Below are 13,956 nucleotides of genomic sequence, written 5' to 3'. Positions count from 1 at the left end.
TATATTTTAGTGAGGTTTATCTGAACTATTTTGATCTTGCTGATCAATGGTAGAATTATTTGTATTGTAAGGAGGATTTAAATCAACTTCGTTAATATCTTCTATTTGATCTAATCTTCCTGTAGGTTTGGTTTCTGGATGATGTCTGCTATTGTCATTAAGATTTAAATCTTCATCTAAATCTACGGCATTTATATTTCTGTGAATTTCTCTTTTTACACCTTCCGATGCATCTTTAAACTCTCTAATACCTCTTCCTAAACCTCTGGCTAGTTCTGGTAACTTTTTACCTCCAAAAAGAAGTAAAACTACAGCTAAGATTACCATTATCTCACTTCCGCCCATATTTAGAAACAACAACATTCCGTTACTCATCTGATTTTATTATAATTATTGGCAAATATAAAAAAACCAAGTCTTATCTAGCTAACCATGACTCAGGATTTTCTGGTACAGTCCCATTTGCATTCGCTTTATGAATTTGAAATGATAATTCGGCATTATCACCTACTCCAACCTTGCCAATATTTTGTCGTGTTGTTACTTTTGCTCCTGCAGAAACATTTACAACTTTTAAGCCTTGATAAACAGTAAAATATTGTCCGTGGCTTATAATAACCGCAAAAGTATTTTGAATAGGAAACACACTAGATACCGTCCCCTCAAATACCGCTCTTACATTTGCTCCTTCTCCAGTTTGCAGCTTAATACCATCGTTATTATAGGTAGCCGCATCAATTTTATGTTTTCCAAATCTTTCTAGAATTAATCTGTTTTCTACAGGCCATGGCAAACTTCCTTTATTGCTTATAAAAGCAGAATTTAATTTTTCTACTTCCGGAGAACGAGTTAAACTAGCATTAGAACTTGTTGAAGGAGGAGGTACAGGCTTTCCCTCTGCTTTTGCTTTTGCAGCTGCCGCAGCTTGCTCACGCTTACGCGCTTCTGCCAATTCTCTTGCAATTGCTGCCCTCAATTGTCTATCTATCGTTGCCTGATCGCTTTTACGACGTTGAATATCGTTTTTAAATTGATTTTCTTGCTTTGTATAATTTTTTAAAACAGTAGCTTGCTGGTTCTGATTTTTTTGTAATTTCTTACGCTCTTCCTCTTCGCTCGACAATAACTTACTCTTTTCTTTTAAGCTTTTATCTAGTTCAGAAATTTGATTTCCCAAATCTTTTTTCTTTTCTTCAATGTAACCAGCTTGCTTTTTTCTGTATTGACCAAATTGCTGTAAATATTTTACACGCATATAGGCTTGATTAAAATTCTGTGCAGAAAAAATAAACATCATCTTATCATAAGCGTTTCTATTACGCTGCGCAAACCTAATCATACTAGAGTACTCCTTTTTCAAAGTAGTCAACTGATTTTGAAGACTTCTTACTTTAGTGGTATTCTCACTAATTTGATTATCAAGATTTCTAATTTCAGAATTAATGGTAGAGATTTTAGATTGGCGCAATCTAATTTGTGCTCTTAAAGCATTTACTTGAGATAAAGTTGCCTTTTTATTAGATTCAGCTGCTTTTAACTTCTTTTGCAGCTGGTCAATATCACGCTGTATAGCTTCTTTTCTTCTACTTAATTCAGCGGAAGTCTGTTGCGTTGATTGCGAAAAAGCAGCAAACGACACCATTGAAAACAAAAAGACGAAAATTATTTTTTTAATGTACATCAATCAAAAATAAAAAAATTAGTTGATAACCTCATACCTAGATGGAACTGTAAACGGAAATTCTACAGGAACATTGTAATCTATTGAAGAAAATTGAAGCTGAACCCCAATTAACTTTTTGCCTGCTTTACTCCTCATTTGAATTTTCCCAGGAAACATTAACCCATTATAAACATTATGGGAAGCATAAGAAATACTTAACTCTTGTTCTAAGTTAGACTCTATTAAATCTGTTTGCTCTAATCTTTTTAATGAATTATAAGTGAATTTATAATTAATATCATTAGTTAATCCTGAAACCAAAAAATAACTGTTAAAATCTTCAATTTTAGAATTATCACTTATAAACTTTTGTATAGAATTACCTATTAAAATAGATTGTAAAACCGAATAGTCCATCTGATTATTGGTATATTCCTGCATAAAATTAAAAGGCTTCTTAATATAATTCCCTTCTAATCTATTTATAATTTTGACCGTATCAGGTGTAATTAACACCCTTGCCACTTCTCCAATTATTGCCGAAACACTCACCCATATTTGCTCGTCCTTTTTTATTCGCATGGTGATGTTCACATCATTCTCCTTATTATCAATATTTAATTTTGCCTTTCCTTTTAAGACCAAAGTGTTAAAATTAAACTCAGTTGATCGAAAATCAGATACTGAAATATGCTTAACTTCATTTTTAACAGAATCTATTTTAGCAACATAAGGAACAGAATCTTGAAGAGTATTTGCGGTAGTAGGTATTGATTTCTTAACAGAACAGGCAGATAAGAATAGAATTAAACTTATGATTAGACTAATCGAAATATTTTTTCTCATTTACTTTTTTTAACAAATTACTTGAAGGAAAGCCTACTTGTGCAGATTTTTCCCAAAATTGAATGGCTTCTTCCTTAGAACCTAAAAGAAATAAAATATCACCCATCAGTTCTGAATAAACGGGATTTTCCTGCTTATTGTTTTGTATAGCTTTTGTAATCCATTCTTTAGCTTCATCCAATTTTCCCATCTTCTTTAAAATAAAAGCATAGGTTGCTGCATGACTCATATTATTTGGCTCAGCCAAAATTGCCTTTTTAATTAAATCTTCTGATTGTTTTAAATCAATCAGTTTTAATGCCAAAAAATAAGCATAACTGTTAACTAAAATGTAGTTGGCAGGATCTATGGACATGCCTTTCTCAAAAAATTCCATCGCTTGCTTAGATTTATTTTTATTCCAAGCCAGCTCTGCCTTTAACCCTTGAATACAGGAAAGTAATCGCTTATTATCCGTATCTAATTTTATAGCGAAATCCAAATTATCTTGAATTACCTTTTCTCCCATTCGATGTTTCGCAAAAGTATTATAATAATATAGAATAGCTTGATTTGGATAACTTGATAAAGCTTCTTCTGTAATTCTAATTACATCTTTATAATTACCATATTGGTTGTAAATAGAAACCAACTTCTCCCAAATCAAATAGTTTTGATCATTTTTAGTAAGCGAAATCTCATATTGTTCTGCTGCCTTTTTAATTGCGCCATATTTAAATAAATACTCAGCATAAATATCATATGCTCTACTATCGTTGGGGAACTGATTTTTAAAAACTTCAGCTATTTTTAAAATGTTATTATCATTTTGAGGGTCGTAGTCAAATAATTCTTGATGTAAAAATTTAAGCTTCAAATCAAAATCCATTTGTCCATTTGTAAACGCTTCTAGTAAATGGGCGTAACTCTCATCCAATTTTTGAATTTTCTTAAAAGCAAAAGCTCTTAATAAAGCTATTTCATAACGTTTCCCAACATTATTTTCGGCTCTGCTTAACACTTCTAAAGCTAGGTCAAATTTCTTTTGAACTAAAAGCACATTAGCTTTATCAATGTAATTTTCAAGATTTAAAGGATCTGTATCTATCAAATGATCATAGTCTTTGGAAACATCTTTATGTATCTCGAAAAAATTTAAAATTCCCTTTGCATCTTCTAGTCGAGAGGAAGTTCCAAATTTACTTTCAATTAGGCTATAAGTCTCCATAACTTCTGCCAATCTTGAAATTTGATATAAAGCAGCTGCCTTATCAAAATACAAATCCACATCTGAAGGTTCTAGCTCTATTAAATTATCGTATGTTGCAATTAGCCTAGAAATATTATTCGTTTTCTTTAAAATGGCCAATTGATGCCTATAATACCAAGTATTGGTTTTATTTAATGCAATAGCCTTTCTGATATTAATTTCAGAATCAATATAATTCTTCAATCCAAATTGGGCCAAAGATAATTCGTATAATACTGCATCATTATTGGGATTTAGGGCTAGAAATTTTTCGTAATTCTGAGCAGCAGCTCCATAATTCCCTTTCAACTTTTCTCTAATTCCCTCAAAAAAATAAGTTTTCGACTTTACATCGTCTTCATTTAATGTAGCTTGTCCGTATAGCGTAAACTGTGCCATTATTAATGGACAGGAAAACAACAATATAAACTTTAGCCTTTTTAACATCACAATTAACTTCTTATTAGTTTTTTTAAGTTATGGCGTTCTAAATAATATATAAAACCCGCATACATTAAAAACAATAGATTTCCGTAATAAATATTCCTATCCAACACGTAAAATGAAATCCAAACAATTATAATTGAAGAGATTAGATACAAAGATATGGATTTTAACTTATATGGAATTGGATAATATTTCTGTCCCAAAACATAAGAAATGATCATCATGGAAGAATAAGTCGCCAATGAGACCCAAGCAGATGCCATATATCCATATTTTGGAATCAAAATAATGTTGAAAGTTATGGTTATAAATGCCCCGATTAATGAAATATACAATCCAAATTTGGTTTGGTCTGAAAGTCGGTACCAAACCGATAAATTCATATAGATTCCTAAACAAACATATCCCAAAAGTAGATAAGGTACCGCAGGTAATCCGCTCCAATATTCTGCAATATTTGCTTTATCTCTACTGATAAAATATTTCAATATTTCAATATTAGCGACTAGTCCGACTAATAATAACGCAAGCGCAATTACAAAATATTCTAGAATTATGGCATAGGTTTGTTTTGCATTTTCCTTCTTAGCATAACTAAAGAAAAAAGGCTCTGCTCCTAACCTAAATGCAGTATTAAAAATACTCATGAATATGGCAATCTTACAAACTGCACCATAAATACCCACTTGAGTTTCGGTAGAGTATTTATCTAATAAAATTTTATCGAGGTTTTCGTTAATAATAAACGACAAATTAGCCACTAAAATTGGCCAACTATATCCCAACATATTTTTAAATAACCTTTTATCAAACTTTAACTCAAGTTGTAAAAACTCAGGAATTAACAACAAAAAGGTAACAACACTTGCTATAATATTAGAAATAAAGACATAACCAATCCATTTTTCTCTGTACCAACTTCCAAAAAAATCGACACCAATTTTTGCTTCCAAGAGTGCTGGAATTACATAAATAAAAATAAGGTTGAATGCTACGAATAAAAATATATTAATAAACTTAAGCAAGCTGTATTTATAAGGCCTATTATCAGCCCTTAATTTTGCAAACGGGATTAGCGTAATGGCATCAATGAATAATAACCAGATGAAAATTTGAACATATAATTTCTGATCTTCAAATGAAGCGGTAGATTCGTTGACAATAAAATGAGTTATGGGATCGGTAAAAACCAAACCTGTAATTAAAAACATTACAGAAATACCAAAAACCGCGAAAAAGGTATTATTATAGACCATTTGTTTCTGGTCTTCGTGCTTATTTAAGTATCTGAAATAGGTAGTTTCCATACCTAGAGCCAGAATAGCATTAATTAAAGATGCATAGCTAAACATCTTTGTTAAAATACCATAAGCCGCGGCAGGGTAAGTACGGGTAAAAATTGGGGTTAATATAAAGTTAAATAGCCTGGAGAATATAGTGCTAATCCCATATATTAAAGTCTGACCCGCAAATTTTTTAAAAACCGACATGTTTCTTTTTAAAAAGTTACTTTTTTAAAACTTCGAAATTTTTATAGCCTTTTATTTCGGCTTCATGAATTTCTACATTTTCTACAATGGCTCTATCCGGGCCTTCATTACACCACTCTAACATTTCCTCAATTAATATATCACCCCCTTCAATTTCCATATAAACCGAACCATCCTTTTCATTTCTTACAAAACCCTTCACACCCATTTGATCAGCTATAATTTTGCTCGTCTCTCTAAACCCTACTCCTTGAACCTTTCCAGTAATTTTTATATTTAAATGCTTCACTTAACCTAAATTTAAATTTTTTATACGCTCTTTCTCCTCTAAAAATTCTTCCCATATTTTCATCAAAATTTCCTTTGCTGGAGTAATTTTTGTTAAACGGGCCGAAACCTGACCAATCTCTAATTCTCCTTCATCAATATTTCCTTCAAACATCCCCAATTTAGCTTTGGCTCTACCTAATAGCTGCTCTAAAGTTTCTTTATCTGCTCCTTCGGCTTCCGCTTTTGCTACTCTTTCTGCAAATTCATTCTTTAACAATCTAACAGGCACCAGCTTTTTTAAAGACAACTTAGTATCACCTTCATTAGCTTCCAATATTTTTTGCTTAAATGCCTCATGCGCCGAGCTCTCTTGTGCAACCGCGAAGGCCGAACCTACTTGTACACCTTCTGCGCCCAGTGCAAAACAGGCTAGCATAGATCTTCCGCACGCAATTCCACCTGCTGCGATAATAGGAATATGAATTTCATCCTTTAACATCGGTATTAAACATAAAGTAGTGGTTTCTTCCCTTCCATTATGTCCACCTGCCTCAAATCCTTCCGCTACAATTGCATCTACACCTTCTGTTTGAGCTTTTAAAGCAAATTTTAAATTTGCAACAACATGAACAACGGTTATACCATGACTTTTTAATTTTTTCGTCCAAATTGCTGGATTACCGGCTGAAGTAAATACAATAGGTACTTTTTCTTCAATTATAATTTGAACATGCTCTTCAATATTTGGATATAATAACGGCAAATTAACTGCAAATGGTTTTAATGTAGCGCCTTTGCACTTCTGAATATGCTCCCTTAAAACATCAGGATACATAGATCCTGCACCTATAATGCCTAGTCCACCAGCTTCAGAAACAGCAGAAGCCAATCGCCAGCCACTACACCAAATCATGCCCGCCTGAATTATAGGATATTTTATATTAAATAAGGTCTGTATTCTGTTCATAATATTTATTACAAGTATCTATGTTTTATACCAATCTCCGAACTTTATTGTTCAAAATTTTTCTATGACTATCTACAGAAATTAAATTTAAACCTGGCGACTTTCCAATTTCAATACTGCCCAATCTATCTTCAACATTCAATAGTTTAGCCCCATTAATAGTAGCCCACGCTAAAGAATCAACTAAAGGAACATCGGAGAATTGTTGCAAGATTAACAGTTCTTCTAAAATATTCAAAGTATGATTACTTGCTAAACTATCCGTCCCAATAACCAAGTTCACACCAGCACGCTGCAACATTTGCACGTCTGGTAATCTATCCTCAATATATAAATTAGCAGCCGGACAAAGACAAAAATATAAGTCATTATGTGTTTCCTTAGCATAATTCAGATCTGCTGAACTTATATAGGTATTATGTACCAACACCGTTGTTTGCTTGCTTAAATAAGGCAAATAAGTTTCTAGTGGACGCTTTTTAAATTTTACTGCTGCAGGGAATTCGGTATTTAAAAATTCATATAATTTTAAAAAATCGCCTTCACCATTTTCAAAAAGTTGGTTTTCCTGTTCCGATTCTTGGTTGTGAATACTATAAATATTTACGTGTTGTTCACCATAACTTTCTAATAATTTAAACAACGCTTGGGAAACTGAATAGGGTGCATGAGGAACTAACGATCGCGGTTGATACTTAAATGCTTCCTGTATATTTAATGCGCGTTCAAAAGCAACATCAGCACGTTTAGGATCAACGCCTAAAGTTTCAATAAAAGTATGGTAATATATTTTCGACTTTTCTTTAATAGAACTCGTAATACTTAAATTACTAATATCACCAACAGCAACTATACCGTTTTCAAACATTAAAGCATCAGCATTACTTGCTTCTTTTATAATTACCGCCTCCTCACTTGCACGAAGCTTCATAATAGAAATTAAAAAATCTACTAATCCGCTTTTAGGGGTCACTTTACCCAACATGTGCGACAGCTCAAGGTGACAATGTGCATTTACAAATCCCGGAACAATTGCACCTTTAACAATTTCGATTTCATTAAAGCCTAAGCTATCTGCTTCCTTTCGGGTGCCAATGAAAGTAATTTTACCATCTTGATCAACAGAAACCACACCATTTTCTATTGGAGATCCAACTATTGGGAAAATTATATCGGCTGTATAGTGTTTAATCATTATTCAAAAACAGTGAACTTCATTACCCAAAACTTTAATGAAAATGGGTTTATTTTCTATTTACAGTCTCAAAAGCTTCAATTATATTGTTTTTAAAGGCCTCGAGTGAAAAATGTTGCTGAATTCTATCTCTTCCAAGCGCACCTAAATGCTTTAAAGTTACTTCATTTAAAATTAAGCCAATTTCATGAGCTGCATTAACTGCATCATCAAAAGGAATATGAATGCCCGTTTTATGCGGATCAATCATTTCTAGTGCCCCTCCATGAGCCGTTGCAGCAACACAGGTTGAACTAGCCATTGCCTCCAAAATTACCGTTGGAAATGGATCTGGCTGGGTAGAAGGAAGGACAAATAAATCGGCAGACGACAATAAATTAGGAATATCTTCGCGATAGCCGATATATTGTACTTTCTGCTTAAATGATAAATTATTTATTCTATTTTCTAATTTCTCAACTAAATGTTCATTTCCAGGATAAGCATCTCCAGCCAAAACAAAATGTACGTTTTTATACTGTTGATGGATTAATTGAGCAATATCTATAAAGTAATGGTGTCCTTTCCAATGATTCACCCTTCCTATCATCAAGATTAAAAGAGCATCTTTCGGGATATTTAATTCTTGTTTTAATTCACCTTGCTTTTGTTCAAATGGAACGGTGTTAATACCATTATAAATCCGCTCAATTGGAGCTCCATTAATATGATTTTTCCAATGATTTTTCACTGCATCAGAAACCACGATCACTAAATCACTGTATTTACCTAATAAATACCCTAAAATACGGGTAAATGCTGCTGGTTTTTTAATGATTTCATGTACATGCCAAATATGTTTTATTTTCCTTCTTTTGGCGAGAAATGCACCGATAAATACACCCGTTGTATTGGAATAAATCAAGTCAATCTTCTCCTGATCAACAACCTTATTTAATGCTTTCCATGCTTTAGAAGTAACAGATATCCTATTTAATATACCTGAAAGCGATAGATATTTACGTCTTAAAATGCCGAGTCTTATAATTCTCCACTCAACACCTAACTTATCTAATTCTGCAGTTAATGGGCCATTTTCTGATAGTATAACAATGGGCCTATGTTTTCTTTCTGCTAAAATACTTACTACGATAGATAATATTCTACTCCCACCATACAAATCAGAAGTATTGTTTAATACCAGAATATTCATCTAAATTCTACTTTTTATAATTTTTGCTGGAACACCGGCAACCACCGATCCCGGAGGTACATCTTTCGTAACTACACTTCCAGCGGCAACCACAGAGCCTTCGCCTATGGTAACTCCAGAAAGAATTACAGAATTTGATGCAATCCAACAATTATCTTCAATTTTCACAAACTCACGCTTCACACCCTGCTTCATAATTAAGGTGTCCTTATCATCAAACAAATGGTTCTCCGCATAAATACTCACCCGGGGCGACATAATTACATTATTCCCAATCTCAATATACCCAGAACAGCCTATATAACTATACGGACCAATACTAGAATTATTTCCAATTTTTAACCCCACACCTATTTCAGAGCCATAAATATTTACGGGTCTTACGATAGCATTTCTTCCAATAGTTACTCGATCTCCAATTATTATTTTGTTGTGAGCCATACAATTTAGCTCGGCATTATCTTCAATAATAAAATCCTTGCCCACACTTAAATGTCGAGCATAGCGAATAGAAGCGCCCTTACCTACCAATACTAAACCTTTTGATTTTGAGAAAAATAAGCGCTGAAAACTTCCTCTCACGAAAAAGAAAGAAAGTCTATATAATGTGGTAATTATATCCAGTCCTTTCCAATCTTCTGGAAATCGCTCCTTTATAAACCCAATTTTTCTAAGTATTCTACTCATGCTCAGCAAAACTATGATTTTTTTTCAACTGATACTGTAAAATAGATAAAAGCAAGCACGACAATTAAATTTATTTATAATTATCACTATTCCTTTAACATCTATATAGTAATTAGTAAGGAGTTGAACTATTAATAAATCCAATTTTTTGATTTTAAATATTGAGTTACAATATCAAACTAACACAAAAATCACTCTTAAATTTATTACTTTTACATCGGTAATATTATCTAAAAACCGAATACCATATTTTAACAAGGAGGAGTTATCAAGCAGAAAGAGGGCAAAAAATTAACCTTATCTATTATCGGATCACGCGGTTATCCCTATGTATATGGTGGTTTCGAAACTTTTGTGAAAGAGTTAAGTGAACGATTGGTTAATAAAGATGTTCGCGTAATAGTTTATTGTCAGAAAAACCTGTTTTCTACTTTCCCTAAACAAGTAAATGGCGTAGAATTAGTATATATTCCAACCCTACCTTATAAATCTCTAAATCAGATTATCCACTGTTTTTTTTCAATTATTCATGCTACCTTCAGTAAAACTGATGTTTTATTGGTGGTAAATCTGGCCGCAGGGCCGATGGGATGGATTCCAAAACTAAGTGGAAAAAAAACCATGATTAATGTAGATGGATTAGAATGGTTACGCCCAAAATGGAAAGGATTTGGATCAAAATATTTTTACTATGCGGCTAAAATTGCAGTAAAACTTTACGATCAAATCATCACTGATGCTGATGCTATGCGAGATGTGTATTTAAAGGAATTTAAAACAGATTCAAAAGTTATAGCTTATGGCGCTCCTAAATTTAGTGAGGTTACCGACCAAGATAAATTAATATACCCTTCTAATTCTTATTATTTAATAGTAGGCCGATTAATTCCGGATAACAATGCTGATTTAATAATCAGCGCATTTTTAAAATCGAATTCCATCAAAAAGCTTATAGTAGTTGGCGATGTACCGTATAAAGACGAATATGCGCTTTCATTAAAAAAACTACAAAACGATAGATTAATATTTACTGGATATATTAAAGATCAGCAACAATTAATGGCACTTTACCAAAATTGTTTTATGTATCTGCATGGACATAAATTTGGCGGAACGAATCCAGCGATGTTAAAAGCGATGTCTAACCATTGCGCCATCTTAGCCTTAAATACTAAATTCAATCAAGAAATGTTAAATAATGGAGCCTTTGGATTGTTTTTCGAAGAAGATGAAAATTCATTAATTCAACAGTTTGAATTAATAGAATCTAATCCAGCGATACCTGAAAATTTACAAAAAGTAGTTGCTAAAGGTCTAACCCAAAAATACAATTGGGATTCTATTACAGACGAATACATAAAAGTTGCGGAAAATTTAGTTCAAAAAAATAGCTAAAAAGGACTATTCACTGATATAAATTACGATTATTTATCGCTTACTGCAGTTTGAAAGATGCGAACAAGTTGGGAGGCTGTAGATTTCCAATTGAACAATTTTACTCGTTCAGTTCCTCTTTTAATTAACTCCTTTGCCAATTCGGGTTGTTCAATAACCTCTACCATACATCTTGCAATCTCATTAACTTCATTTGGATTAAAAGAAAGGGCAGCATCTCCTGCTACTTCAGGCAGGCAAGAATTATTAGCAATAATAACTGGTATTTTATGTTCAAAGGCCTCTAAAACTGGAATTCCAAAACCTTCATTATAAGAAGGAAAAACATATAAAAATGCATTTCTATACCAAGCTATAATTTCATTATCTGGAACATAACCTGGCAATATAACCTGATTGGATAAACCTTCTTCTTTAATATAATTTAGAATTTGTGCTCTATCGTCCATATCAGATTTCGGACTAAACTGACCCACTAAGGCCAATTTAAAATCGGGATAAACTACTTGCACTTCCTTAAATGCGCTTAATAAATTAAGTAAGTTTTTTCTCTTTTCTATTACTCCAACATGTAGAAAATATTTCTCACCAAACAATGACCCCAATATTTCTTGATCCGATTTACTAGGAAATGGCATCGATTTGGGCCCTTCGTAAACCACTGCAATTTTCTCTAATTCAATATTTGTGAAAAAATTGATTCTTGTTGCTGTATAATGGGTTGGTGTGACTATAAATGGCGACTTTTTAGCTGCTGTTATTCCAATATTTTTAAATAACCATAACCATTTGCTATTATAATGACTTGGATATTCAAAGAAAAATGCGTCGTGTAAAACAGGAATTGTCCTTGCTTTAATTGCAAAATAAGGCACAAAAAAATCTGCACAAAAAATCAAATTGCAGCCTTTAAAATAGGCTAATAAAGGCAGGGAAATTTGTTTCCAAATAAAGAACTGGATATGCTCTAATAACTTAAAAAACTTATTTTTACCCGTATAAGGAGCAATAAATGAATCGAGAAACACAAAACTTACCGCCTGATTATCTAACGTCTTAAACTCACGAACAAGTTCCTCCAAATAGGTTTTCACACCTGTTTTAGCAATTTTTAAGTCTCTTATATCAACAGCTACCTTAATTTTTTGCATCTTCTAATTTACGCTGAGGCTTTGCTTTTCTAGAAATTATAGAAATAAACAAACCACTTAAAAACCAACCTATGTAGGCAATATAGATATAAGATTCAAAATCTGCAGTTAAGAGGGGGATTATACTACCTACTTTTAATAGAAATAAACTAATTGCAATTTTTCTTTCCTTACCTTTCAGCTTATTTATCCATCTAAATGGCAACCATAATAAACAAGCCTGAATTAAAAAATACGTGAAAAACGCAATAAATCCGGCTTGAACTCCAATTATAATAAACTGATTTTCTCCACCCACATTTAATCCCAACATCCCAGATACTTTACCAGAACTTCCCAAACCCAGTCCTAGTGGCTTACTAATCATAGCTTCAATTCCAGTAACCCATTCTAATACGTGTCCTAAACTAGAAGCATTTCTAAATGTTAAAGTATCCACCACAAAGTCATAAATATCTGTGTTGGTGATCAGAAAAATAAAATAAATTACAATAGCAATTAGTCCAAAATGAAAGGTATGTAGAATATACTTCTTACCTGTCACAAGCGCATACACATAGATCATTGCAAAATAACTAACCATGGAAGCCCTTGATAAAGCAAAAAACACTGAAAATTGAGTCGCCAGTAATGCTATTTTACCGAATAAATCTAGCTTAAGCTTATTAGAATCAGACGTATAAAGTCCTGCCAACACACTTAAAGCCAACAAAGTTGCTGCCGCATGTTCTAAAGGGTTAGCGAAAAAACTCGCAAATCTTTTAAATCCATTTTCCGTTTCAAAAGTCCATGTCAACCCATAATTCCCGCTTGGTTCTTGATCGTATAAATAGAAATTAAAATCTGCATAGCCTGTCATAGTTTGCAAATGTGTATTGGTTACTAATTCGTAAGCCAATACAATAGCCGCTGCAACAGCTACAAACAAGATATAATGAAAATACTTACTTAGAAAAATTTCCTGGGGTTTAAACAACCTACCTGTAGCATAAATAACTGCAAAAAACGCTATACTTTTACTAGCATTTAACCGCTCTAAAAACGAATAATCGCCAATTGGAATAAATACATACGAAACAATGTATAAAAAGAAAGCACCAATAATATAATCTACAAAATGAAGCTTAAACTTGCCTTTATAATTCCATACAGCAATCCCAAATACAACCAATACCAATAACTCCTTTAGCGGTTGCATAAATGAAATTATACTTCGTAACCCTAATTCAAAAGCTAAAGATTGACTAACGGTATAAATAGATAGTCCAAAAATAAAGAACAATAACATTCCAGATTTATCGCCCTTCAAAATTTCTTTTGATGCCCAGACAAAGGATAAAAAGTAAATAAAAGGGAATAAGATCAGCATTAAAACACCGGGTTATTAATTTAACTCCAAATATAAGAGGATTAACACCACCAACT

13 protein-coding genes are annotated in these 13,956 nt (G+C 32.6%); 1 reads left to right on the top strand and 12 read right to left on the bottom strand.

Annotated features, from left to right (window positions below):
* Nucleotides 1–6 precede the first annotated feature (6 nt).
* From VRU49_RS04860 to VRU49_RS04815, 10 genes are read right to left on the bottom strand one after another with little or no spacing between them, the layout of a single operon-like run.
* Entirely contained in the window at nt 7–375 is a 369-nt protein-coding gene (locus VRU49_RS04860) for a Sec-independent protein translocase subunit TatA/TatB (RefSeq protein WP_330145662.1), read from the bottom strand.
* A gap of 43 nt (nt 376–418) precedes the next feature.
* Nucleotides 419–1,681: a murein hydrolase activator EnvC family protein gene (locus tag VRU49_RS04855; protein ID WP_330145661.1), complete on the bottom strand. Its 1,263-nt coding sequence runs from the start codon at nt 1,679–1,681 to the stop codon at nt 419–421.
* A gap of 18 nt (nt 1,682–1,699) precedes the next feature.
* Nucleotides 1,700–2,509 (bottom strand): lipoprotein insertase outer membrane protein LolB1, encoded by an 810-nt coding sequence (lolB1, locus tag VRU49_RS04850; protein WP_330145660.1) that lies wholly within the window; start codon nt 2,507–2,509, stop codon nt 1,700–1,702.
* Nucleotides 2,487–4,136, bottom strand: coding sequence for a tetratricopeptide repeat protein (locus VRU49_RS04845; RefSeq protein ID WP_330145659.1), 1,650 nt, complete (start codon nt 4,134–4,136; stop codon nt 2,487–2,489). The genes lolB1 and VRU49_RS04845 overlap by 23 nt, the downstream gene beginning before the upstream one ends.
* A 53-nt stretch (nt 4,137–4,189) precedes the next feature.
* Nucleotides 4,190–5,674 (bottom strand): lipopolysaccharide biosynthesis protein, encoded by a 1,485-nt coding sequence (locus VRU49_RS04840; protein ID WP_330145658.1) that lies wholly within the window; start codon nt 5,672–5,674, stop codon nt 4,190–4,192.
* 16 nt (nt 5,675–5,690) lie between these two features.
* The gene (locus VRU49_RS04835; protein ID WP_330145657.1) at nt 5,691–5,963 is read right to left on the bottom strand and encodes an acylphosphatase; all 273 of its coding nucleotides are present in this window, start codon (nt 5,961–5,963) and stop codon (nt 5,691–5,693) included.
* The gene (locus tag VRU49_RS04830) at nt 5,964–6,911 is read right to left on the bottom strand and encodes an NAD(P)H-dependent flavin oxidoreductase (RefSeq protein ID WP_330145656.1); all 948 of its coding nucleotides are present in this window, start codon (nt 6,909–6,911) and stop codon (nt 5,964–5,966) included.
* Nucleotides 6,912–6,936: 25 nt separating this feature from the next.
* Nucleotides 6,937–8,106, bottom strand: coding sequence for an amidohydrolase family protein (locus VRU49_RS04825; protein ID WP_330145655.1), 1,170 nt, complete (start codon nt 8,104–8,106; stop codon nt 6,937–6,939).
* A 49-nt stretch (nt 8,107–8,155) separates the two neighbouring features.
* Nucleotides 8,156–9,298 carry a glycosyltransferase family 4 protein gene (locus VRU49_RS04820; RefSeq protein WP_330145654.1) on the bottom strand — a complete coding sequence of 381 codons (1,143 nt, stop codon included), beginning with the start codon at nt 9,296–9,298 and terminating at the stop codon, nt 8,156–8,158.
* Entirely contained in the window at nt 9,299–9,985 is a 687-nt protein-coding gene (locus VRU49_RS04815) for an acyltransferase (protein WP_330145653.1), read from the bottom strand.
* Nucleotides 9,986–10,339: 354 nt separating this feature from the next.
* On the opposite strand from VRU49_RS04815, the gene VRU49_RS04810 reads away from it, so the two are divergent.
* Complete coding sequence (locus VRU49_RS04810) at nt 10,340–11,380, top strand: glycosyltransferase (protein ID WP_431311595.1); 1,041 nt, start codon at nt 10,340–10,342, stop codon at nt 11,378–11,380.
* Nucleotides 11,381–11,409: 29 nt separating this feature from the next.
* Here VRU49_RS04810 and VRU49_RS04805 read toward each other — a convergent pair whose 3' ends face one another.
* Together VRU49_RS04805 and VRU49_RS04800 are read right to left on the bottom strand one after the other, a co-directional pair.
* Nucleotides 11,410–12,531, bottom strand: a complete 1,122-nt coding sequence (locus tag VRU49_RS04805; protein ID WP_330145652.1) for a glycosyltransferase family 4 protein — start codon at nt 12,529–12,531, stop codon at nt 11,410–11,412.
* Nucleotides 12,518–13,900, bottom strand: a complete 1,383-nt coding sequence (locus VRU49_RS04800) for an O-antigen ligase family protein (RefSeq protein ID WP_330145651.1) — start codon at nt 13,898–13,900, stop codon at nt 12,518–12,520. Before VRU49_RS04800 ends, VRU49_RS04805 begins: the two co-directional genes overlap by 14 nt.
* Nucleotides 13,901–13,956: the final 56 nt, after the last annotated feature.

The sequence above is a fragment of the Pedobacter flavus genome, assembly GCF_036324285.1.
Classification (GTDB): Bacteria; Bacteroidota; Bacteroidia; order Sphingobacteriales; family Sphingobacteriaceae; genus Pedobacter; species Pedobacter flavus.
Note: the sequence above shows the minus strand (reverse complement) of the source record. Positions and strands in the feature narration are given on the sequence as shown.

Excerpts from the sequence above, each read along its gene's own strand:
- VRU49_RS04860 (WP_330145662.1), bottom strand. The coding sequence starts at position 375 with ATGAGTAACGGAATGTTGTTGTTTCTAAATATGGGCGGAAGTGAGATA.
- VRU49_RS04855 (WP_330145661.1), bottom strand. The coding sequence starts at position 1,681 with ATGTACATTAAAAAAATAATTTTCGTCTTTTTGTTTTCAATGGTGTCG.
- lolB1 (WP_330145660.1), bottom strand. The coding sequence starts at position 2,509 with ATGAGAAAAAATATTTCGATTAGTCTAATCATAAGTTTAATTCTATTC.
- VRU49_RS04845 (WP_330145659.1), bottom strand. The coding sequence starts at position 4,136 with ATGGCACAGTTTACGCTATACGGACAAGCTACATTAAATGAAGACGAT.
- VRU49_RS04840 (WP_330145658.1), bottom strand. The coding sequence starts at position 5,674 with ATGTCGGTTTTTAAAAAATTTGCGGGTCAGACTTTAATATATGGGATT.
- VRU49_RS04830 (WP_330145656.1), bottom strand. The coding sequence starts at position 6,911 with ATGAACAGAATACAGACCTTATTTAATATAAAATATCCTATAATTCAG.
- VRU49_RS04825 (WP_330145655.1), bottom strand. The coding sequence starts at position 8,106 with ATGATTAAACACTATACAGCCGATATAATTTTCCCAATAGTTGGATCT.
- VRU49_RS04820 (WP_330145654.1), bottom strand. The coding sequence starts at position 9,298 with ATGAATATTCTGGTATTAAACAATACTTCTGATTTGTATGGTGGGAGT.
- VRU49_RS04815 (WP_330145653.1), bottom strand. The coding sequence starts at position 9,985 with ATGAGTAGAATACTTAGAAAAATTGGGTTTATAAAGGAGCGATTTCCA.
- VRU49_RS04805 (WP_330145652.1), bottom strand. The coding sequence starts at position 12,531 with ATGCAAAAAATTAAGGTAGCTGTTGATATAAGAGACTTAAAAATTGCT.
- VRU49_RS04800 (WP_330145651.1), bottom strand. The coding sequence starts at position 13,900 with ATGCTGATCTTATTCCCTTTTATTTACTTTTTATCCTTTGTCTGGGCA.